Source organism: Paenibacillus herberti (assembly GCF_002233675.1).
Lineage (GTDB): Bacteria > Bacillota > Bacilli > Paenibacillales > Paenibacillaceae > Paenibacillus_O > Paenibacillus_O herberti.
Genome location: NZ_NMUQ01000001.1, coordinates 134,171 through 154,634, shown reverse-complemented (window position 1 = coordinate 154,634; position 20,464 = coordinate 134,171). Strand labels below are relative to the sequence as shown.

The 20,464-nt window shown below is 52.5% G+C and carries 18 protein-coding genes and 1 pseudogene; 7 read left to right on the top strand and 12 right to left on the bottom strand.

The features are described 5' to 3' along the window. Positions 1 to 30: 30 nt before the first annotated feature. From CGZ75_RS00765 to CGZ75_RS00755, 3 genes are read left to right on the top strand one after another with little or no spacing between them, the layout of a single operon-like run. Entirely contained in the window at positions 31 to 1,362 is a 1,332-nt protein-coding gene (locus CGZ75_RS00765; RefSeq protein ID WP_089522236.1) for a spore germination protein, read from the top strand. Then, positions 1,359 to 2,552: a GerAB/ArcD/ProY family transporter gene (locus tag CGZ75_RS00760; protein ID WP_089522234.1), complete on the top strand. Its 1,194-nt coding sequence runs from the start codon at positions 1,359 to 1,361 to the stop codon at positions 2,550 to 2,552. Before CGZ75_RS00765 ends, CGZ75_RS00760 begins: the two co-directional genes overlap by 4 nt. Then, positions 2,549 to 3,658, top strand: a complete 1,110-nt coding sequence (locus tag CGZ75_RS00755; RefSeq protein WP_089522232.1) for a Ger(x)C family spore germination protein — start codon at positions 2,549 to 2,551, stop codon at positions 3,656 to 3,658. Before CGZ75_RS00760 ends, CGZ75_RS00755 begins: the two co-directional genes overlap by 4 nt. 16 nt (positions 3,659 to 3,674) lie before the next feature. Here the strand turns inward: CGZ75_RS00755 and fni are convergent, their stop codons facing one another. Then, the gene (gene fni, locus CGZ75_RS00750; RefSeq protein WP_089524485.1) at positions 3,675 to 4,754 is read right to left on the bottom strand and encodes a type 2 isopentenyl-diphosphate Delta-isomerase; all 1,080 of its coding nucleotides are present in this window, start codon (positions 4,752 to 4,754) and stop codon (positions 3,675 to 3,677) included. Positions 4,755 to 4,963: 209 nt separating this feature from the next. Here fni and nagB point away from each other — a divergent pair, with 209 nt between their 5' ends. Both nagB and nagA read left to right on the top strand, forming a co-directional pair. After that, entirely contained in the window at positions 4,964 to 5,731 is a 768-nt protein-coding gene (nagB, locus tag CGZ75_RS00745; protein ID WP_089522230.1) for a glucosamine-6-phosphate deaminase, read from the top strand. After that, positions 5,704 to 6,876: an N-acetylglucosamine-6-phosphate deacetylase gene (gene nagA, locus CGZ75_RS00740; protein ID WP_089522228.1), complete on the top strand. Its 1,173-nt coding sequence runs from the start codon at positions 5,704 to 5,706 to the stop codon at positions 6,874 to 6,876. Before nagB ends, nagA begins: the two co-directional genes overlap by 28 nt. 203 nt (positions 6,877 to 7,079) lie before the next feature. Here nagA and CGZ75_RS24950 read toward each other — a convergent pair whose 3' ends face one another. The 6 genes from CGZ75_RS24950 to CGZ75_RS00715 form a co-directional block, all read right to left on the bottom strand. Continuing rightward, positions 7,080 to 7,220 (bottom strand): hypothetical protein, encoded by a 141-nt coding sequence (locus tag CGZ75_RS24950; RefSeq protein ID WP_176444620.1) that lies wholly within the window; start codon positions 7,218 to 7,220, stop codon positions 7,080 to 7,082. Positions 7,221 to 7,430: 210 nt separating this feature from the next. Then, a complete protein-coding gene (locus tag CGZ75_RS00735) occupies positions 7,431 to 8,243 on the bottom strand; it encodes a DeoR/GlpR family DNA-binding transcription regulator (RefSeq protein WP_089522226.1) in 813 nt (270 codons plus the stop codon). A gap of 4 nt (positions 8,244 to 8,247) precedes the next feature. Next, positions 8,248 to 9,204: a sugar kinase gene (locus tag CGZ75_RS00730; protein WP_089522224.1), complete on the bottom strand. Its 957-nt coding sequence runs from the start codon at positions 9,202 to 9,204 to the stop codon at positions 8,248 to 8,250. A gap of 200 nt (positions 9,205 to 9,404) precedes the next feature. Next, positions 9,405 to 9,833 carry a hypothetical protein gene (locus CGZ75_RS00725; protein ID WP_089522222.1) on the bottom strand — a complete coding sequence of 143 codons (429 nt, stop codon included), beginning with the start codon at positions 9,831 to 9,833 and terminating at the stop codon, positions 9,405 to 9,407. A gap of 200 nt (positions 9,834 to 10,033) precedes the next feature. After that, positions 10,034 to 12,220 (bottom strand): DNA helicase RecQ, encoded by a 2,187-nt coding sequence (gene recQ / locus CGZ75_RS00720; RefSeq protein ID WP_089522219.1) that lies wholly within the window; start codon positions 12,218 to 12,220, stop codon positions 10,034 to 10,036. Between the two features lie 44 nt (positions 12,221 to 12,264). Continuing rightward, entirely contained in the window at positions 12,265 to 12,789 is a 525-nt protein-coding gene (locus tag CGZ75_RS00715) for a hypothetical protein (protein ID WP_089522217.1), read from the bottom strand. 99 nt (positions 12,790 to 12,888) lie between these two features. On the opposite strand from CGZ75_RS00715, the gene CGZ75_RS00710 reads away from it, so the two are divergent. After that, positions 12,889 to 13,647 (top strand): AAA family ATPase, encoded by a 759-nt coding sequence (locus CGZ75_RS00710; protein WP_089522215.1) that lies wholly within the window; start codon positions 12,889 to 12,891, stop codon positions 13,645 to 13,647. A 106-nt stretch (positions 13,648 to 13,753) separates the two neighbouring features. On the opposite strand, the pseudogene CGZ75_RS00705 reads toward CGZ75_RS00710, so the two are convergent. Beyond that, positions 13,754 to 13,956 (bottom strand): annotated as a pseudogene (locus CGZ75_RS00705) (histidine phosphatase family protein). A gap of 864 nt (positions 13,957 to 14,820) precedes the next feature. Then, positions 14,821 to 15,894 carry an IS200/IS605 family element RNA-guided endonuclease TnpB gene (gene tnpB, locus CGZ75_RS00700; RefSeq protein ID WP_089522213.1) on the bottom strand — a complete coding sequence of 358 codons (1,074 nt, stop codon included), beginning with the start codon at positions 15,892 to 15,894 and terminating at the stop codon, positions 14,821 to 14,823. Between the two features lie 346 nt (positions 15,895 to 16,240). Here tnpB and CGZ75_RS00695 point away from each other — a divergent pair, with 346 nt between their 5' ends. Next, entirely contained in the window at positions 16,241 to 16,600 is a 360-nt protein-coding gene (locus tag CGZ75_RS00695; protein WP_089522212.1) for a nuclear transport factor 2 family protein, read from the top strand. A gap of 53 nt (positions 16,601 to 16,653) precedes the next feature. Here the strand turns inward: CGZ75_RS00695 and mdh are convergent, their stop codons facing one another. From mdh to citZ, 3 genes are all read right to left on the bottom strand, one after another. Then, the gene (mdh, locus tag CGZ75_RS00690; RefSeq protein WP_089522210.1) at positions 16,654 to 17,604 is read right to left on the bottom strand and encodes a malate dehydrogenase; all 951 of its coding nucleotides are present in this window, start codon (positions 17,602 to 17,604) and stop codon (positions 16,654 to 16,656) included. A 126-nt stretch (positions 17,605 to 17,730) separates the two neighbouring features. Further along, positions 17,731 to 19,026 carry an NADP-dependent isocitrate dehydrogenase gene (gene icd / locus CGZ75_RS00685; protein ID WP_089522207.1) on the bottom strand — a complete coding sequence of 432 codons (1,296 nt, stop codon included), beginning with the start codon at positions 19,024 to 19,026 and terminating at the stop codon, positions 17,731 to 17,733. Positions 19,027 to 19,164: 138 nt separating this feature from the next. Continuing rightward, a complete protein-coding gene (gene citZ, locus CGZ75_RS00680) occupies positions 19,165 to 20,277 on the bottom strand; it encodes a citrate synthase (protein WP_089522205.1) in 1,113 nt (370 codons plus the stop codon). Positions 20,278 to 20,464 lie beyond the last annotated feature (187 nt).

The following is a 20,464-nucleotide window of genomic DNA, read 5'->3' as shown; positions in this document are numbered from 1 at the left end:
TACTCCTGAACTGGAAGGAGGAGGAAGAAGATGCTTCAGGCCATTCACGAGCGTTTCGCGAATGCATCGGATGTCAAAACCCACCGAATGACCAACAGCCAATTTTCTGCCGAGATAGCCTATATCGCAACGCTCGTGGACGAGAGTAAGGTCAGTGAGCTCGTGCTCATCCCCTTTGCCAAAGAAGAGGTTCCCTTCAACGACTTGCTCAGTTCCAATCCGAACTTCTCGAAGCTCGATGACTCTGCTCGGTGGACGGATATGATGCTGCGCGGCTTTGTGCTGATCAAGCTTGAAGCAACCATTTACACAATGGATGCTGCGCGCGTCATCCGCAATACAGCTCCTCAGACTACCGTGGAGAGCACGATTGAGGGACCACAGATCGCACTCAGCGAGGATTTGATGGATTCCATCAATATCATCCGTAGCCGCTACGCAAGTCCGGATTTGGAGAGCGAGGAGTTCACAGTCGGCTCCTTATCCAAAACCAGAGTTGTACTTCTCTACGACCATACTCGCGTGGATCCCGCAGTGCTGGACATTGCGCGCCTCAAGCTTCGCAGCATTCAAACCGATGTGCTAAGCGCATCAGGTGAGCTCTCCAAGTTCATGAACGACAACCGCAAGCGGTTGTTCCCAGTTGAGATGATAACGGAACGGGTCGATCGGCTTACTAAAGGTATGTCCAAAGGAAAAATTATCGTGTTAATGCAGGGCAGCATGTTCGCTATCCTGATCCCGATAACTTTTACCGAGCTGATGACAGCAACCGAAGACCGATATGAGTCGTTTTGGACCTCTGCACTGCTGCTGTCGCTTCGCTTTATCGCCTTGTTTATGACAACGACGCTGCCTGCCCTATACATTGCGGTCATCTCCTACAACCCGGAGCTGTTTCGCGTGCAGCTCGCCTTTTCCATCGCCGGCAGCCGGGCGTCCGTGCCTTATCCATCCTTCATTGAAGTGTTCATCATGCTGTTCATGATCGAAATGCTCGTGGAGGCCAGCGTTCGCCTGCCCAAATATATCGGCTCCACTGCAACTACCGTCGGCGGTCTCATTCTCGGCCAGGCCGCTCAGCAGGCGGGACTTGTCAGCAGCATTATGATTATCGTCACTTCCGTAATGGCCATTTCCAACTTTGTTATTCCCGTCTATTCCTTGTCGCTGTCCGTCCGCTTTATTAAGTACCCGCTCATCGTAATTGCCATCTTTTTCGGCCTACCTGGAGTAGCTTGCGGCGTGTTTGCACTGCTGATCTATCTGTGCAGCCAGCGCAGCTTCGGCAAGCCGTATTTCAGACTGGTACTGCCTAAGGACTGGAAGGATACTGATATCGGCGAGGTGAAGTCGAAATGAACCGTTATTTCTACTACAGCTTTGTCATGGTCGCAATGCTCAATCTGATGCTGTTCGTACCGTCCGTGCTGCTCAGCGAGCGAACGACAGGCGCCGTTTCCTCGATGCTGGTCGCGATCGTAGTCGGCACCTTGACCGCATATGCAGCCACTAGCGCTCTTGCGCGCTATCCGGGTAGAGGAGTGCCGGAAATTCTACGGCTTCGTCTGCCAGAATGGATCGTTAAAATGATACTCGCGATTTACGCGTTCATGTTCTTTTTTGCCTCCAGCTTCGCGCTGATCGCCTTCACGATTCTTCTAAACCGAGTGTTGACACCGGATCTGCCTGTCTGGAACCTGATGTTAATCCTCGGCGTTTTATGCATCTACGGTTCAACACGCTCTTCGATGACGCTGTTGTTCATGATGGAAATTACGATCCTGCTGTTAACACCGCTTGTCCTGTTCGTCCTGTTCAAAGGCTTCCGCAGTCCTGATGTGGCATGGAATGCGATCTACGCTGTAGCTCGCTATGTTAATGTCCCTCCTACCCTCTCGAGCATTGCAGCGGGGACGTTTATTTTTACCGGCTACACCAATATGGCGATTTTCAATCGGCTCAATCCACCCAATTTCCGGCTGAAAGGAAGATGGCTCATTCCGCTTTTTGGCAGCGGCATCCTGCTGACAACCTTTTTTCTGCCAATTGGATACCATGGGACAATGGCGGTGGATCGCTATACATATGTTTGGGCTCAAACTGCGGATTCAATGACGATGAGCTTCGGCTTCATCGAGCGGGTACTGTTTCTTTTCCTGCTCGTGTATCTAGGTCTGACGCTGCTTTATACGAGCGTGGGCTGGCATCAATCGATCGAGTTTTTGAGAAGTATGAGTAAAAGTTACCGTTTTGAAGTTGACTTCAGCAAAACACCTAAGGCCAACTGGTGGATCAGCTGCGTCTTTTTCGGCATTTGCATCGCGTCGATGTTTGTCCTGAATGAGCAAACGAATCAGATTATCGCCGAGCGCTGGCTCATCTTTCGCATGTTCGTTGAGCTGGCTACCGCCATATTCTTGCTCGTGTTAACCCGGAAGAGACCCGCCGCCGATGCGATGGGGGACTCGATTGGGAGCACTCAGGGAGATGCGATGGGGGACTCCAAGGGCGACTCAAAAAAGAGCGCGAAAGGGGAGGCGAAGGCATGAGCATTTACAAAATTAGTGCGCGCTTTCTCTGCCTTTTGCTAGCATTTGTGATACTCGTTCCTACTACAGGTTGCGGCTTTATCGATATTGACAAGCGATTTTTTGTAGTCGCCATCGCGATTGACAAATCCGGCAACGAGAAGAAGCCATACCGTGTCACGATTCGGCTGTCCATTCCCAGCTCAAAAACCGAACCCGGCATGGAAAAATCTCAGATTGAGACTATCGACGCCAAGGAAATTTCAGAGGGGTTGCGGATTCTTAAGTCCCACGTGGACAAAGAGATCGACCTCGGCCATTGCAAAGTGTTCGTGCTTGGCGACGAACTGGCACGTGATGATATAACGTCGGCAACGGAATGGATGATTCGCCGCAGGGATATCCAATCCTCCGCTTTTGTGGCGGTGGGGTATCCGGACGGCATGTCTATTTTGAAAAAGATGCCACTATCTGAGCGGTACTCCGGCAATACGCTGTTTCTGACGTTCGGAAGCGACGGAACCAAGTCCTCTTTCATTCGCCCTGAGAAGCTGTTCGATCTGTTCCGGCGCATCAACGAAAATGGCATGGACCCTTATCTGCCGCTTATCCGTGTGTCGAAGAACGGTTATGAGGTCGACCAATTGAACCTGTTGGACAAAAAGCGAATTCGTCTGTTATTGAGCCCGGACGAAACTCAGTTGTTCAACCAAATTGATAAAGAGACTATTAATTCCACGTTCAAAACTACCTACAAGGACAATTCCGTCATGCTCGCGGTGACCGATCTGCGTGTTCAATATAAAATCCAACGTTTACCGGACGGACGGGGGAAACTCTCCATGCACATTCATATAGGCGGCACGATCGAGGAGGGACCAAGCGATATTCTTAGCCTGCATTCCGAAGAGGTCGAGCGGAAGCTAGGGCAGGATGTTGAAAAAAACACCATTAAGCTGCTCAAGCGTATCCAACGGGCTGGCGTCGATCCGCTGCATTTTGGACTTCGGTATCGAGCCACTCATAAGAGCAGCACCGCTTTCGAGGAATGGCAGGAATTGTACCCGACGCTGCAATTCGATGTCCACTCAACCGTACGCATTCAGAGCGCAGGACGAATCCATTAAAAGAAGCCTATCCCCCTCATGGGCGGACAGGCTTTAATTTTTCACCCTTTGCCAGCTCCCGAATCGAGCCAGCGCCGCTGGCGAACATCGCTGTTCGCAGCTCGAACTCGATCCGCTCCATCTGGTTGCCGATTGCCTCTGCGGCGTCCGGTCCTGAGGCTGCTTGCGGCAGCAGTACACGCCCATAGCCGGCCAGGTCTGCACCGAGGGCGATTGCCTTGGCGGCATCCACTCCGCTTATCAGCCCGCCAGAAGCGATGAGCGTCGCATGCGGTAGCTGCAACCGAATCGCCTGCACGCTTTCTGCGGTAGGAATGCCCCAATCGGCGAACGCCTCTGCCGCTGAAGCATGCAGCGGACTACGGGCACGGAATTTTTCAACTTGGCTCCAGGAAGTGCCTCCGGCTCCGGCGCAGTCAATGAAGGCTGCTCCGGCATCTGCAAGCTTGGCCGCTGTCGAGGCTGATATTCCCCAGCCGACCTCTTTGACACCAACCGGCACGCCGCTCTTGCGGCATACTTCCTCGATAAGGCGAAGCAGATGACGGAAGTTGGTGTCTCCTTCGGGCTGGAATACCTCCTGCAGCGCATTGAGATGCAGCACAAGTGCATCTGCCTCGGCCAGCTCCACAAGCCTGCGGCAAGCGTCTGCGTTCAGGCCATAATTGAGCTGCACAGCGCCGACATTGGCGATGATCGGTACATCAGGGGCTTCTCGCCGAATCTGAAACGAGGCTGCCAGCTCCGGCTTTTCCCACACCGCGCGCATGGAGCCAAGTCCGATGGCCCAGCCCCTTTTTTGAGCCGCCTCGGCTAGGCCGCGATTGATGCGTCCCGCTTCATCTGTCCCCCCCGTCATGGAGCTTACTAACAGGGGAGCTTTGAGCCTTCTGCCGAGCCAGCTTGTAGACAGGTCTACTTCCTTCCAATTCAGCTCGGGAAGTGCCTCATGCTCGAAGCGGTACCGTTCAAAACCACTGCCGCCGATTGAGCTTCCGACCTCCTCTTCGAGACAGATGCGGATATGCTCGGCTTTGCGTGTCTCTGTATCTGCATCCGCATTGCTTGCTCCCTGACGATTGCTGTTCAGAGTCATCATAATCTCCCTTCCAGATCCGTTCGCGTATGTTTATTCCCTTCATCATACTCGCTGTGGTGATGGCCGGGCAAATCAGCTCAATGGAATAGATAAAATGATTGTTATAATCATTTTCATGTTCACAAAAATCATTTTTGTTGTCATTTATCCAAAAAAGTCGTAAGCTAGAGTTATAAAATATGGCGTGACTTCGGGAGGATACTTGGATGGATATTCGCGTGTTTGAAGATAACCTGGAATTGGATACGGCAGCGGCCCGCCTTATTGCGGACCTCGTCACAACGAAGCCGAATGCTGTGCTCGGCCTCGCTACTGGCTCAACTCCGATTGGCATCTACCGCAGCCTGGTGGAGCTCTCCAACAAAGAAAGCATCAGTTACAAGGGAGTTTCGAGTTATAATCTCGATGAATACGTCGGATTGACGCCGGACAATGATCAGAGCTACGCTTATTACATGAACGAGCATCTGTTCTCCAAGATCGATATTCCACTGAACCAGACGCATCTGCCAGACGGCATGGCATCCCATCTTGATGCCTTCTGCAACAAGTATGACCGCATGCTTGAAGGCGCCCACGTAGACCTGCAGCTGCTCGGACTGGGACACAATGGCCATATCGGCTTCAATGAGCCTGCTTCCGAGCTGAGCGCCGGTACACATGTCGTGACACTGGACGAGGCGACTCGCGAAGCTAATGCACGTTTCTTCGCCTCTATCGACGAGGTGCCGACCCAAGCAGTTACGATGGGAGTCGGTTCCATTCTCAAGGCGGAGCGGATTCTGCTTGTCGTCCGCGGTACAGATAAAGCCTCCATCGTACGGCGGGCGCTTACCGGCCCAGTCACGACAGACTGCCCAGCCTCCCTACTGCAACTGCATGCCCGCGTCACGGTTCTGCTGGATAGAGAAGCAGCTAGCTTGCTCGCTACAGGAGGTAATGAAGGATGCAACACTTTCGCATCAGCAATGTAAATATCGCAGTAGACGGCGAAGCTGTTTCCGGCTCCGTTACAGTAAAGGATGGACTCATCACCTCTGTCCAGGCAGGCGTTCTCGAGACATCTGCTTCAGACGAGTCGGTCATTGACGGGCAGGGCGGTTGGCTGCTCCCAGGTTTCATCGATGTTCATGTTCATGGCGGCTTTGGCGCCGACTTCATGGATGCGAACCGCGAAGCCTATGACACCATTACAAAATATCACTCCCAGCATGGCACTACGACGATGCTCGCCACGACGATGACCGAACCGTCGGAGCGGATTCGCAAAGTGCTGGAAGCAGCTGATGAATACCGCAGCGCGCCAATGCCCTACGCCCGCCTGGGCGGCGTGCACCTGGAAGGGCCGTTCATAAGCCCAGACTGGATGGGCGCACAGAACCCGGAATTCCGCATCGATCCAGATCTTGACTTGCTGGAGGAATGGCATGCCGCCTATCCTGACCTGATCAAGCAGCTTACGCTCGCACCAGAGCGTGAAGGCGCGCTGAAGATGATCGATTGGCTTGCTAAGCATGGAATCGTAGCGGCTGCGGGGCATACGGATGCACGTTATGACGTTATGGAGGCCGCAGCCGATGCAGGACTGAACAGCGCGGTGCACACGTTTAACGCTTGCCGCGGTTTGCATCACCGCGAGCCCGGCACCGTCGGAGCTGTACTGACGGATGATCGCATCCATGCAGAGCTAATCGCCGACGGCCATCATGTGCATGATGCCGTGATGAAACTGATCGGACGCGCGAAGCCAGCCGGCAAGCTGTCACTCATCACAGACGCCATGTCGGCCGCCGGCTTGGAGGACGGCCAGTATGAGCTTGGCGGTCAACCCGTCACAATGAAAGACGGCGTATGCCGCCTTACACATGCCGGCAACCTGGCCGGCAGTACGCTGACGATGGAAGCAGCGCTGAAGCGCTTCATCCAGGCTTCCGGCTGGACGGTGCCGCAGGCCAGCTTGCTGACAAGCACCAATCCAGCAGCGCTGATCGGGCTTGCCGAGCAGACAGGCAGCATCCATGCAGGCAAATGGGCCGATCTCGTCCTGTTGACGGACGAGCTGGAAGTACAGCAAACATGGGTTGGCGGACAAAGTGTTTTCCAATCGGAAGAGGCTTAATCTCAACCATCTCATACACAATACCTACACGAAATGAAGTTTCGCCGCGCAGCTCCCAGCGCGCGGTGGGGTGACACGTTGGCAGTCAACCAAGACGGGAGGAAACTGAGCCAAGCTCAGTTTCCTCCCGTCTTCGTTTATCTACCATAACGGCTTCTTCAGCAAATTATGGGCAAGGCAAAGCCACCCGACTTCGTTATACGTCACAGACGCAGCAGAAGATATTTGCGAAGAACGCGGACCGCTTTTTTCAGCGGCTTGCCCTTGGGCTTCTCTTGCAAGGTCTCCTCTAGCTTTGAAACGGCTTGCTCCAGTTTCTCTGCTGTGGATCTCCGAAGCTTCACCAAGCTCGGGCTCCCGAACGGCCTTGGCGCCCCTTTGTGAAAGTTCCTATCGCTTCGCTTCAACACTAGGGAAAGTCAAAACGCCCCAGATTCGATAACGATGCAGCGCCATCAGCCTATCTGGCGGCCTAAATAAATAAGGGGCGCCCCTAAATCATCTAAAGATGACTTTTGGGACAGCCCCTTATTATTGAATGCATCCCTCTCTGTTCAGCCCTGATCTTCCGTCTCATCATACTCCCCATCGCCGGCCAGATAGACCGTAACGCCGCTGCGCCTCGCATACTCTGATAGGGAGGCCCCAAGCGGTCGATCGGTTATGACTGCGTTAAGATCCTTGAGTTGCGTGATGGAGAACAGCGAAGTGCGTCCGACCTTGCTCTGATCGAATACCGCATATGTAATCTGGGAGCGGCTGATAAGCGCTTTGGCGATTTGTGCTTCCTGTTCCGAGTAAGTCGTAATGCCGCCGTTCTCGGAAATTCCGTCGACGCCAATGAACATCTTGCCGATGTTCAGATGGGATACCATACCCTCGCCGAGCGGTCCACATAACTCAAAGCTGTTGTGACGCATCATGCCGCCGGTCACGACAACTTGAATATCGCTGCCGGCAAGCTCCATCGCGATGTTGACGGCATTGGTCACGACCGTAATGCCGCGCCGCATCTTGATCAGCTTGGCAATCAAATAATTGGTCGAACCGCCGGAGAGACCGACGACATCGCCTTCCACGATATGGCGTGCCGCCTCTGCGGCGATATTCTCTTTTTCTAGTAGAGAGATGCCCTGACGCTCAGCAAAAGAGCTGTCACGCACCGGATTCATCCCGTCATACAGTGCTCCGCCAATCGTCCGAACAAGCGGGCCCGTGCGCTCAAGCAGCTCGAGATCACGTCTGGCCGTCGCTTCGGAGCAGCCGAATCTCTCCACAATCTCAGCGATCGTTACGCGTCCTTGCTGCTTGAGCACATTCAGGATGCCCTCGCGCCGACGCTCGCCTTTATTCGGTAGTTCAGTCATCACATCAACGCTCCACCCATACTGAATTGTCCAGCCGCTGCCGGGCCGCTTGCCAGTCCGGCAGCGACTCCCAATCGCCGCGTCCCTGCACGGCCAAAGATCCGCATATGCTGCCTAGACGCACTGCGTCCTCTGGCGTCATCCCCTTCAGGATTCCAGCCAGGAAGCCAGAGCAGAAGCCATCGCCCGCACCTACTGTGTCCACAACCTTTTCTGCCGGATAAAAGGGAATGAAGATGCTTGAGCCGCCTTGGAGCAGCAAGGAGCCATCCCCTTTGCTTTTGATGACGGTTGTTGCATCCAGCGCACCGACACGATCCAGAATTTCACCTTCGTCTTCCGTATCATACAGTAGCTTCAGCTCGTCCCATCCCGGGAGGAAATAATCGGCCAGCTCCGCAGCCGGCAGCAGCGCTTCACGCGCCTCCTCGATGCTCCACAGCTTGAGCCTCAGATTCGGATCAAAGCTGATTTTCACGCCTGCTTCCTTAGCGATTCTCATCGCATGGAGGACAGACTCACGGGCGCTGTTCGATAAAGCCATCGTGATGCCCGTAACATGCAGCATCCGAGCGCTTTGCAAGTAAGCGGTATCTAAATGGCCCGGCGTCATCCCGCTTGCAGCCGATCCTCTGCGATGGTAATGGACGGCCAGCCGACCGGCAACCTCTTCGCGGAACATGAGGCCGGTAGGGGCATTCCCGCTGAGTGAAGCTCGCGACACATCCACACCTTCGCCGCGCAGCGCCTTCAGAATACGACGGCCGAGCGGATCGTCGCCGAGCGCACCGCACCAGCCGACTGAACAGCCAAGCCGAGCCAGACCAATCGCCAGATTGCTTTCGGCTCCTCCGAATGCAGATTGAAGCGAGTCCGCATGTTCGAGCGTCCGGTTCTCCTGAGGCATGAACAAAGCCATACTCTCTCCAAATGTAACGAGATCAGGTGATGCAGCAGTCATAGGTAAAGCTTCCCCTCTCCCAAACTGAAACATGGATTTAATGCAGCAAGCAAACGTATGCCGCCCTTTTGGGACGGCATACGTTTGCTTGCAATAAGGTTGCAGCGACAAGGCGAGAATGTATCCTATTGGAATAGGCTAGCCTTGTCTAATCCTACCGCTTGTCCAAGGACAAGCCGGAAGGTCAGAGCCAATTAGATTTACTTGTAAAACGGATTAACCATCAAGTACATGATGATTACGTACAGAGCGAGCAGAATAAAGCTGAACATGCGTACCTTGGCGATGCTAGCTGCAGCGCTTTGGCCGGCTTGGATCTGGCTGACGATACCTTTGAGCGGCTTGGTTTGAATGCCACCAAGAGCCGCGATAGCCAGGAACAGCAGGATCGAGATAACCATCCAAACAACGGTGTATTCCCCAGCCGCAGTAATTAGGTATCCTCCGGTAATAAACTGTACAATTAGAAAATACTGAGCGACCCGGTTACCCGTGATAAGGCCCTCAGCGAGACCTTGCTGTCCGACACCCGCCAGACGGGATGCACGGCCGACCAGGAAAGGAAGGATCAGGTAAAACCCAAGCCCTCCTGCGCCTAGCACATGCAGAAATACCATTACATCAGTCATTGTTCATCCTCCTAAACTTCTCTTCTTTAAGTATACTAAATCAGCCCTGCCTTTACAAAAGAAACCGCTTCCGTTCTACCTTTTACGGCTGATTACTCCGGTTTCGGGGTAAGTCTGCAAAAAACGTCCGCTAATAGATGGTTTGGAATCAAACTTCGGGAGTCAGTGCCTAGTGGGTTGCCATATGTTGACAGTCAATGTCACCCGCTCTTCAACCCATGTTTTCGCAGAACGCCGTGAATGGCGAAATAATCGACGTCCGGCGGCAAAGCATCTTTGAGCGGACGCAGCTTGTCCCCTCCAAGGCGTTCCACCACCTCCAAAATAAGCGGCTCCTGCTCCTCCGGGATGATGCGACTCCAGTCCAACTCCATACCCTCGTCAGCGCAGCGCATCAGATGATTCTCTACTGTGACGCGGCTGATACCGCGTTCGGCGGCTATATCCGCCACTTCGCCGCCCCCCTGGAACATCTCGTACGTGGCTAGATGGCTGCCGCTCTCTCCGCGGCCGGAAGCACCGCTATCCGATCGAGACGCCAATCTTGTCGATGCAGCCGCGCCCGCGCCCACCGATGAGCTGAAGGGATCCGGCTCGCGAGAAGCCGCCCCCTCCTCACCGGCCGTAATAGCAAGCAGCGCGTCGCCATACTTGTCCGCTTTGGCTGCTCCAATGCCTTTGACGCGCAGCAGCTCGTCCCGCGTCGCCGGAGCGGCCGCAGCCAGCTCCCGCAGCGTCGCGTCGAAAAACAGCATGAAAGGCGGCACGCCCTCCCGGGCTGCCGTTTCTTTACGCCACTGGCGCAGCGCTTCGAACAATGGCGATGCTTCCGCACCAGCATTTGAAGCGGCACGGCGTACCGAGGTCGACTTGCGCCGCACGACCGTTTTGCTGCCTTCCAGTACCGGCAGCGCCTCTGCCGTAAGCGATACGGTCGGGTATTGACCCTCGCTCATCCGCATATAACCCTCGGCCACAAGCCAGTACAGCCAATCGGAAATTTCCCGCTCCGGCCACTCTCTCATCAGACCGTAGGTCGACAGCCGGTCGAGACCGAACTGGATAATCTTTTTGTCTCGGGAGCCCTTGAGCACCTTGGCGGCCATTATGACACCGAAGCGGCCCTTCATACGGCCGACGCAGCTGAGCGCTTTCTGCGCTTCGCTGGTCATATCAAGCCGCTCGCTCTTATCGAGGCAATTGCCACATTTGCCGCAGGGCTGTACACCCTTTTCGCCGAAATAATCAACGATGAACTGCTGCAAACAACGCTCCGTACGCGCAAAATTCATCATGGAGTATAGCTTGGACATCTGCACAGACTTCCTGCCCTCGTCTCCGACTCCCTGCTCAATCAGAAAACGCTGGATCTGCACATCCTGCGGCTCGAACAGCAGCACACATTCGGATTCCTCGCCGTCGCGTCCCGCACGTCCTGCTTCCTGATAGTAGGATTCCACGTCGCCAGGCATTTGCCAGTGCAGCACAAAGCGCACATTCGGCTTGTCGATACCCATGCCAAATGCGTTCGTTGCAACCATCACGCGCGTCTCGTCAAAACGAAACTTCTCCTGCGCATCGCTCCGCTCTGCGTCTCCGAGTCCGCCATGATACTTGCCTGCCGGGATACCCTGGCGCAGCAGCTCCTCATGGACCGCCTCCGTTTCCTTGCGCGTTGCGGCATAGATGATGCCGGACTGATCTGGCCGCTCCTGCAAGAAGCGGGTTAAAAATCGCTTTTTTTCCACGCCGGTTACGACCGACAGCGATAGATTCTCCCTAGCAAAACCGCTAATGAATACGCTTGGATCACGTAGACCGAGCATGCCTGATATATCCTCAGCTACCTCTGGCGTGGCCGTTGCCGTGAACGCCGCCACCAGCGGGCGATCCTCCATGCGGCCGATCCAGTTCGCCAGTTGGCGATAGCTGGGCCGAAAATCATGGCCCCATTGCGATACGCAATGCGCCTCATCGATGGCGATTAGCGGGATACGCATCCGCTCCGACAGCTCCCCGAACATCGAGCCATCCAGTCGCTCGGGTGCGACGTACAGCAGCTTGTATTCTCCATTTAGCGCCGCGCGCAGCACTTCCCGATATTCCGCAGCTCCGAGTGAGCTGTTCAGAAAAGCAGCCGGTACGCCAACCCTTCGCAGCGCATCAACCTGATCTTTCATCAGTGAAATAAGCGGCGAAACGACAATCGTTGTACCCGTCAGCAACATCGCTGGAATCTGGTAACAAACGGACTTACCGCCGCCTGTCGGCAAAATAGCCAGTGTATCACTGCCGCCCGTTATCGCCTCGATAATACCCTCCTGCCCTTGGCGGAAAGAGTCGTATCCGTAGACGCGCTTCAGTAAATCGCGCGCTTCCTGCAGCATAGGTTCAGCTTCCTCTCCTGGATAACCGGGCGAGAGCCCGGCGTTCATTCTTTTATTGTGACATGATCCGGGGAGAGTGTCCACCGATCCGAGAGCTGCTCGCTGTCAGCTGTGGACGTAACGGAAGTGCCGCTGGCGGCGGTCTTCAGCCTTGTCAGCTCCCTGTACAGCTCCAGCAAATCTGCTTCACGAGCTCCAATTTCCAGCTCAATCTCGGCAAGCCTCGCGAGCAGACCAGGGTCGGCCATTCCTGACTCATTCGATTCGGTATAAATGAGCCCCGCTCCAAAAGTCGCTTCCACCCAGCGGTCCGCCGCTAAACGTCCCTCACCCCGATACAGCTCCACGTATACGTCAAAGATCGCAAGTACCGTACGCCGGCTATCCCAGCCAAGAATCTCGATGCTGTCCGTCGCCATCGTTACAGCCCGGCTAAGCTGAAAGTCATTCAGCTTGCCGCGAATTATTTCAACCCTTGCCACCTCAGCCGCAAAGGCTGGGAATGCCGAGCGGAAAAGCTCCGCAGCTGCCAAATATTCTTCATGTGTAATCCAGGACTCCTCTTCCATCCCGAGCTTCCCCCTTTGCTAATGGTGATGATCGTTTTTGAAACCGTTTATCGAGTATACTGGTTCCATAGTGAGGTTTTCAAGGAAGGTGAGATTAAAATGAGTTCTGGTCCCGGCTACCTGAAGAGCATCGAGCTGCTGCGAGGAGGCATATCCGACCCTAGCCAGTACCCGTTTCAATTGCCTGCGGTCCGCTCGCTGGAGCGGCTCATCCTCCATCCCAAGGTCACTTACATTGTCGGAGAAAATGGTACCGGCAAGTCGACGCTTATGGAAGCAATCGCCGTTGCCTGGGGCTTCAACCCCGAGGGCGGCACGATCAATTTCAATTTTTCCACCGCTGAGTCCCACTCCGAGCTGCATCGCCATCTGCGTCTAGCGCGGGGCATACACAAGGCTCGGGACGGATTCTTCTTCCGGGCTGAAAGTTATTACAATGTCGCGAGCGAGATTGATCGAATGGACAATGATAAAGACAATCGATATGGCCCGCCGATTATTTCCTCCTACGGCGGCAAGTCGCTGCATGAACAGTCGCATGGCGAATCTTTCTTCGCCGCCTTTCAACACCGTTTCGGTGGCCGCGGACTGTATATTCTCGACGAGCCTGAAGCAGCTCTGTCTCCGCTTAGACAGCTGTCGATGCTGTCGCGGATACATGAGCTCGTCCAGAAACATTCCCAGTTCATTATCGCGACTCATTCGCCCATTCTGATGGCCTACCCGGACTCTATCATCTACGAGCTGAGCCAAGACGGTATGCGGAAGGTCGAGCTGGAGCAAACCTCCCATTTCACGCTGATGAAACAGTTCGTCAACCACAAAAAGGCGATGCTGGAGGAGCTGTTTGCGGAGTGAGGACGGGGACTGCCCACCCTCACTAACCGCCTCTTGGTACAACTCATTTAACTTAAGTGCTTAGCGCAGTTTATAAGATTGCATTTCCATCCAAGTTCAGAGTGTATTAATCTACTTGAACTGATATACCTAAGGAACTGGCTATAATACTTGCAGTTTCACTAGCACGAGACAAATCACTAGAAATTATTAGATCCCAAGTTTCAGTTTTAACCGTTCTGCCAATAATTTAGCTTGATACTTCCCTTCATCGTTCAGTGGAATATCAGATTGCCCTTGTGCTCTTTTCTCCCTATTCCAGTTGGTCATTCCATGCCTAATGAAAGCAATTTCCGTCATTATATATTTCTCCCACCGCCTAATATTTGTCCATAATTATACAACAAGAGAATCGTTTTAAAAAAATCGTTACTACTTAGATACCTCTAAACTTAGCTAGGGCGCACTATTCGGATGATGACCAGATCCCGTTTGACAACAACTAAGCGAAGCGAGACTCGCGTTTGGTGAAGGTCAAACAGAAGGTTTCCGGGAGTTTTCGAGCGACGAAAGGAGCCCGGCAATTCGCTCGAAGCGCAGTCTGGTTTCTACGATCATGAAGCAGTAGCTGGAGCTGCTCCCTTCGCTTGTCTAAGCCTTGTCGGGGCAACTGCGGCTTAGATAGGCCTGAGTCGTAACACCAAGTCAGTCTCGTATTGATGTGGTCACGCACAAATTGATGTGGTCACGCACAATTTGTATGATTTTTCACTCAACATGCATTCGGGCCGTGCTGATATTTTGGATATTGTACGATAAATCATTCAAAATGGCTGGGCATAGGCGACGAAAGCTGGGCTTTGTATGTTTTATCACACAAAGTGTTGAAAAGAGGCGGCTATAAACCGAATTTTATACGATAAATCGTACAAAAAAAGTTGCGTTGCCCACGAAAGCCGAGTTCAAACCCTATTCAATTCAAATCGAGAAGAGAAAAACGCCCCGATGATCCTGCACAGCGCAGGATTATTCGGACGTTTTTCAAAAGTTAATTCATCCAAATATGTAACTAACCGTATGTGAACTACACAACACCTTCGCTAACGCTTAGAGGTGGGTGCTTCCTAGTCAATAGAACTAACGTTCCAAGTTTATCTAGGCTCTAAGGGATGTTCCAGCCCCAGAATATGCCATTTACATGGCTAATTTAAGCAAGTTTTTGGCTGCGTTTATATCTCGGTCATGCTCCGTTCCACATCCGGGACACAGCCATTGTCTTATTGCTAAATTCTTTGTTTCAGCATTCCTGTATTCGCACACATGGCATAATTGGCTACTGGCATAATGTTTAGGCGCTATAAGGACGGTTCTTCCATACCAATTCGCCTTGTATTCCAGCATAGAGCGAAACAGGCTCCACGATACTTCGGAAATCGCTTTTGCCAAGTTACGATTTTGCACCATGTTCTTCACACGAAGGTCCTCCATAACGATCACTTGGTTTTCGTTGATCATTCTGGAAGAAGTTTTGTGAAGAAAATCCTTACGCTGATTGCTGATCTTTTCATGTAACGTAGCCACTTTTAGCCTTGCCTTATCGCGGTTTTGACTGCCTTTCTTTTTGCGTGATAAGTCCTTCTGTAGCTTGGCTAGTCGGTTTTCAGACTTACGCATATGGTTCGGGTTCGAGATGATTTCACCCATTGAAGTAATAGCAAAATCTTTCAACCCAAGATCAACACCAATCTTGCGATCTATTTTTGGCAACTCGGCAAGATCTGTTCTCACTAGTATGGAAGCATGGTATTTACCTGTAGGTGTTTTGGATACGGTGCATGACTTAATCACACCTGTGAATGGGCGATGCTGCTTGATTCGGATGTTTGTTTTTAGCTTAGGTAATTTCAAACGCCCCTCTTCAATTGCAACGGTACCCTTTTGGTTGTTCGTTGTATAACGGTGATGATTCGTTTTTTTGCTCTTGAAGCTAGGAAAGCCTACTTTCTTATCACGAAAGAAGTTCTTGTATGCTTTTTCGAGATTGAGCTGGGCGTTTGCTAAGGCTAAACTATCGACATCTTTGAGCCACTCAAATTCATTTTTGTATTGTGCAGGCGTATTTTTTAAGGCTTTCCCGGTGCTTTCATAATGACTAATCTTGTCAGCCAACATTTTATTGTAAATGAATCGAACACAACCAAATGTTCGTGCGAAGAAGTGTGCTTGCTCTACGGTTGGATAGATCCGATATTTGTAGGCTCTAAGCATATTCTCACCTCGCTTTCTCCCTGGCTCTCCATGTAGGCTCGGATGACTTCGCTGGGTGCTCCAACTGATGTGAGTAAGCCGAATCGAAGGAAATTCTTTTTTTGATCCGTCGAGAAGAAGTGCTTTGTAGGCGTTGAGAAGTTTATCCCGCCACCTAAAGAGGTGGGGGAATTCTGGTTATCAATCTGTTAAAATCGTCTAGTGGGTGTATGCATCATAATTATGCAGGAGGAGATTTCATTGAGAATCAAAAGCACTCTATTTACAAGTTATTATTTTAAGTGTGCTTCTCCTAGCAGGATGCGGCCAAAGTGAGAAAGCAAGTGAGAAAGCAAAAAACTCATCTGTGACAGCAAATCAAAACAGTACCAACGTAACAGTGAATGAGAAACAGGTCTACATTGATGAGTCTCAATATGAAGGGGACGAATTAGCGCTAGTAAAATTATTGAATCAGTCAACGAAATACAGAAATGAGGAAAATGAAGCAGAATATATGGCACTCATAAGCGATGAGCCATACACACCAATTACGCAGATGGGTTCTGACAAGATCATAGACATCCGTATTAAAGCTATTGGTGACATTTCCGATACCATGGGCGTGATTGAGACATTAGTAACTACAGAGGGCTTACCCCAGGGTTTTCAAATGTATGTATTTCATAAAATCAACGGGCAATGGAAAATTTACGATATAGATTAACGAAAAAAAGCTGCTCCTCTGTCCAGAAGACAGGGAAGCAGCCTTTTAATCCTTTACGCCTCAGCGCCTGCTACAACTTTAATGACATTACGCACGGAGTCAGCGGACTTGTCCAGAGCCGCTTTTTCTTCAGCCGTCAGCTCCAGCTCGAATACTTTCTCAATGCCGTCGCCGCCCAGAATTGCAGGTACGCCGAGGAATAGGCCATCATAACCATACTCACCTTCGAGGAGGGCGATAACAGGAATGATACGTTTTTTGTCCTTCAGAATCGCCTCAGCCATCTGCACGAGGGAAGCTGCTGGAGCGTAGTACGCGCTGCCGTTGCCGAGCAGGTTGACGATCTCGCCGCCGCCAACGCGGGTGCGTTGTACAATCGCTTCGATACGCTCAGCTGGAATCAGCTTCTCGATTGGAATGCCGCCAACATTGGAGTAACGCACGAGCGGTACCATGTCGTCGCCGTGGCCGCCGAGCACGAAGCCACGTACGTCTTCAACGGATACGTTCAGCTCTTGCGCGATGAATGTGCAGTAGCGAGCTGTGTCGAGTACGCCGGATTGGCCGATAACGCGGTTTTTAGGGAAGCCGAGCGTTTCGAAAGCAGCATAAGTCATCGCATCAACCGGGTTGGACAAGATGATGACATAAGCGTTCGGGCTCGTCACTTTGATGTTTTCGCAAACGGAACGCACGATGCCAGCGTTTGTGCTCACGAGATCGTCGCGGCTCATGCCAGGCTTGCGAGCGATACCGGCCGTAATGATGACAACGTCGGAATCCTTCGTGTCGGCATAGTCGGATGTTCCGGTAATTTTGGAATCAAACCCTTGAACCGGGGAAGCCTCCAGCATATCGAGAGCTTTGCCCTTCGTCGGATTCTCAAGCTGTGGAATGTCGACGAGTACAACGTCGCCAAGTTCCTTTTGAGCCAGCATAAGAGCCGTTGTTGCACCTGTGAAGCCTGCACCTACAACCGTGATTTTATTGCGTCTAATCGCCATGATCAAAAACCTCCGCTTAAGTTGGTATGGTCTATCGCGTGATTATGGATTTCATCTATGCTGCCAGTTGCCAGTCATCCCGGCTGGGCAGAATGAAGGGCCCGCCGAAGCGGGCCCCGGTATGTCCTACATGTTGGCGATAACTTGATCCGCGAACTCGGAGCACTTCACTTCTTTGGCGCCATCCATCAGACGGGCAAAGTCGTAAGTAACTGTTTTGTTGTTGATCGAAGCTGCCATGCCTTTGTAGATGAGGTCAGCCGCTTCTTGCCAGCCCAGATGCTCAAGCATCATAACGCCGGACAGAATAACGGAACCAGGGTTAACAACGTCCTTGTCAGCATACTTAGGAGCTGTGCCATGCGTAGCTTCGAAGATAGCATGTCCAGTCAAGTAGTTGATGTTGGCGCCTGGAGCGATACCGATGCCGCCGACTTGAGCAGCCAGAGCGTCGGACAGATAGTCGCCGTTCAGGTTCAGCGTCGCGATAACGTCGAAGTCGGTCGGACGAGTCAGAACTTGTTGCAGAGCGATGTCGGCAATAGCGTCCTTGATGAGGATTTTGCCAGCTGCGAGAGCTTGTTCTTGAGCCTTGTTGGCTGCATCAACGCCTTGCTCTTCTTTGATGCGGTCATATTGATCCCAAGTGAACACTTTGTCGCCGAACTCGGCTTCAGCCACTTCATAGCCCCAGTTTTTGAAGGCTCCTTCGGTGAACTTCATGATGTTGCCTTTGTGAACGAGCGTTACGGACTTGCGGCCATGCTCGATTGCGTACTCAATAGCAGCGCGCACAAGGCGTTTGGAGCCTTCTGCGGATACTGGCTTGATGCCGATGCCGGATGTTTCCGGGAAGCGGATTTTGTTCACGCCCATCTCATTTTGCAGGAAGGACAGAACTTTTTTCACAGCTTCGGATCCTTCTTGGTACTCGATGCCAGCATAGATGTCTTCCGTGTTCTCGCGGAAAATAACCATGTTTACCAGCTCAGGGCGCTTCACTGGGGAAGGCACGCCGTCGAAGTAACGCACAGGGCGCAGGCAGACGTACAAGTCAAGCTCTTGGCGCAGAGCCACGTTCAGGGAACGGATACCGCCGCCGATTGGCGTCGTCAGAGGTCCTTTGATCGCAACCATGTATTCGCGAATCGCAGTCAGCGTGTCGGCAGGAAGCCACTCGCCGTATTGGTTGAAGGCTTTTTCGCCTGCAAATACTTCGTACCAAGCGATTTTCTTTTCGCCTTTGTAAGCTTTCTCTACAGCAGAGTCAAGTACGCGCTTGGAAGCGCGCCAGATGTCGCGGCCAGTGCCGTCGCCTTCGATGAAAGGAAGGATCGGGTTGTTAGGAACTTGCAGTTGGCCGTTTTGAATCGTAATTTGCTCGCCTTCGGTTGGAAGAGCGTATTTTTCGAATTGTGCCATTAGGGTAATTCCTCCTCTTAAAATAATGGTGCAAAGGGCTTGTCCCGATTATAAGGACGCATGAGTTGAGATTACGAAATTGGGACAGATGCGCGCACAGCTGAACCCCCCGACACAGCGGTCAGGGGGACCTCGGGATTAACGCTGTTCGATTGGAATGAACTTAGCGTTCACTGGTCCCGTGTATTCTGCGCGTGGACGAATCAGACGATTATTATCGTACTGCTCCAGGATATGCGCTGTCCAGCCCGACAGGCGGCTGATGGCAAAAATCGGCGTAAACAGGTCGCGCTTGATACCGAGAGTTGTGTAAACGGATGCGGAGTAGAAGTCTACGTTAGGCTTCAGACCCTTTTGGCCGGTTACGATTTCTTCGATTTGCACGCTCATGTTGTACAGGTCCATATTGCCCTTCAGCTTACCGAGCTCCTCGGACATTTTTTGAAGATGTTTGGCGCGCGGGTCGCCGTTTTTATAAACGCGATGGCCGAAGCCCATGATTTTCTCTTTGTTGTTAAGCTTCTCGTTGATGATCGATTCAACGCGATCCGGAGATCCGATCTCCTCCAGCATTACCATTACCGCTTCGTTTGCTCCGCCATGCAGTGGCCCCTTCAAGGCGCCGATCGCAGACACAACGCCGGAATACATATCCGAGAGTGTTGCAACCGTAACACGGCCAGCAAAGGTGGAAGCGTTGAGCTCATGGTCGGCATGCAGTACCAGAGCTTGATCAAGCGCCTTCACAGCTACGTCATCCGGAGTCTCACCGGACAGCATGTAGAGGAAGTTCGCTGCTACGGAAAGGCCTGCCTTAGGAGCAACTGGCTCCTGGCCTTCGCGGATGCGTGAGAATGCAGCAATGATCGTCGGCAGCTGTGCCTGCAGGCGGATCGCTTTATCCACGTTGGCTTCGCGGGTCATATCTTGAGCTGCCGGGTCGTACAGGGCCAGAGCGGATACCGCTGTGCGGAGCGCCGCCATAGAGTTCGCATCTTTTGGATACAGCTTAATCGCTTCGATAACTTCGGAAGGAACAGGAGCAAACGCATCCAACTTGGATTTCAGTTGCTGGAGCTCGGCTGCTGTAGGCAGCTTGCCATACCAGAGAAGATAGGCAACTTCTTCAAACGTCGCATTAACGGCCAAATCGTCAATGTCGATGCCGCGATAAGTCAGGACTCCGTCGATGATGGAGCTGATGGATGAGGTCGTGGCGACAATGCCTTCGAGACCTTTGGTAGCTGTCATTGAACTCTCTCCTTTGTCTTCGGCCTTAGCAGAATCCGAGGCCGGTAATGGGACAAGCGAACATGGAACTGCAGATGACGGGCCGCCTCTCTGACCTTGACAGCGCATTCAGAGTACATAAAGAAGAATTCTGAACGAATTTTGAAGGGCATAGATCAGCTCAAAACCGCAGTGGTCTTTACTATCA

Coding starts and splice junctions, on each gene's coding strand:
- CGZ75_RS00765 (WP_089522236.1), top strand. CDS start 31: ATGCTTCAGGCCATTCACGAGCGTTTCGCGAATGCATCGGATGTCAAA.
- CGZ75_RS00760 (WP_089522234.1), top strand. CDS start 1,359: ATGAACCGTTATTTCTACTACAGCTTTGTCATGGTCGCAATGCTCAAT.
- CGZ75_RS00755 (WP_089522232.1), top strand. CDS start 2,549: ATGAGCATTTACAAAATTAGTGCGCGCTTTCTCTGCCTTTTGCTAGCA.
- fni (WP_089524485.1), bottom strand. CDS start 4,754: ATGACTCTGAACAGCAATCGTCAGGGAGCAAGCAATGCGGATGCAGAT.
- nagB (WP_089522230.1), top strand. CDS start 4,964: ATGGATATTCGCGTGTTTGAAGATAACCTGGAATTGGATACGGCAGCG.
- nagA (WP_089522228.1), top strand. CDS start 5,704: ATGCAACACTTTCGCATCAGCAATGTAAATATCGCAGTAGACGGCGAA.
- CGZ75_RS00735 (WP_089522226.1), bottom strand. CDS start 8,243: ATGACTGAACTACCGAATAAAGGCGAGCGTCGGCGCGAGGGCATCCTG.
- CGZ75_RS00730 (WP_089522224.1), bottom strand. CDS start 9,204: ATGACTGCTGCATCACCTGATCTCGTTACATTTGGAGAGAGTATGGCT.
- CGZ75_RS00725 (WP_089522222.1), bottom strand. CDS start 9,833: ATGACTGATGTAATGGTATTTCTGCATGTGCTAGGCGCAGGAGGGCTT.
- recQ (WP_089522219.1), bottom strand. CDS start 12,220: ATGCTGCAGGAAGCGCGCGATTTACTGAAGCGCGTCTACGGATACGAC.
- CGZ75_RS00715 (WP_089522217.1), bottom strand. CDS start 12,789: ATGGAAGAGGAGTCCTGGATTACACATGAAGAATATTTGGCAGCTGCG.
- CGZ75_RS00710 (WP_089522215.1), top strand. CDS start 12,889: ATGAGTTCTGGTCCCGGCTACCTGAAGAGCATCGAGCTGCTGCGAGGA.
- tnpB (WP_089522213.1), bottom strand. CDS start 15,894: ATGCTTAGAGCCTACAAATATCGGATCTATCCAACCGTAGAGCAAGCA.
- mdh (WP_089522210.1), bottom strand. CDS start 17,604: ATGGCGATTAGACGCAATAAAATCACGGTTGTAGGTGCAGGCTTCACA.
- icd (WP_089522207.1), bottom strand. CDS start 19,026: ATGGCACAATTCGAAAAATACGCTCTTCCAACCGAAGGCGAGCAAATT.
- citZ (WP_089522205.1), bottom strand. CDS start 20,277: ATGACAGCTACCAAAGGTCTCGAAGGCATTGTCGCCACGACCTCATCC.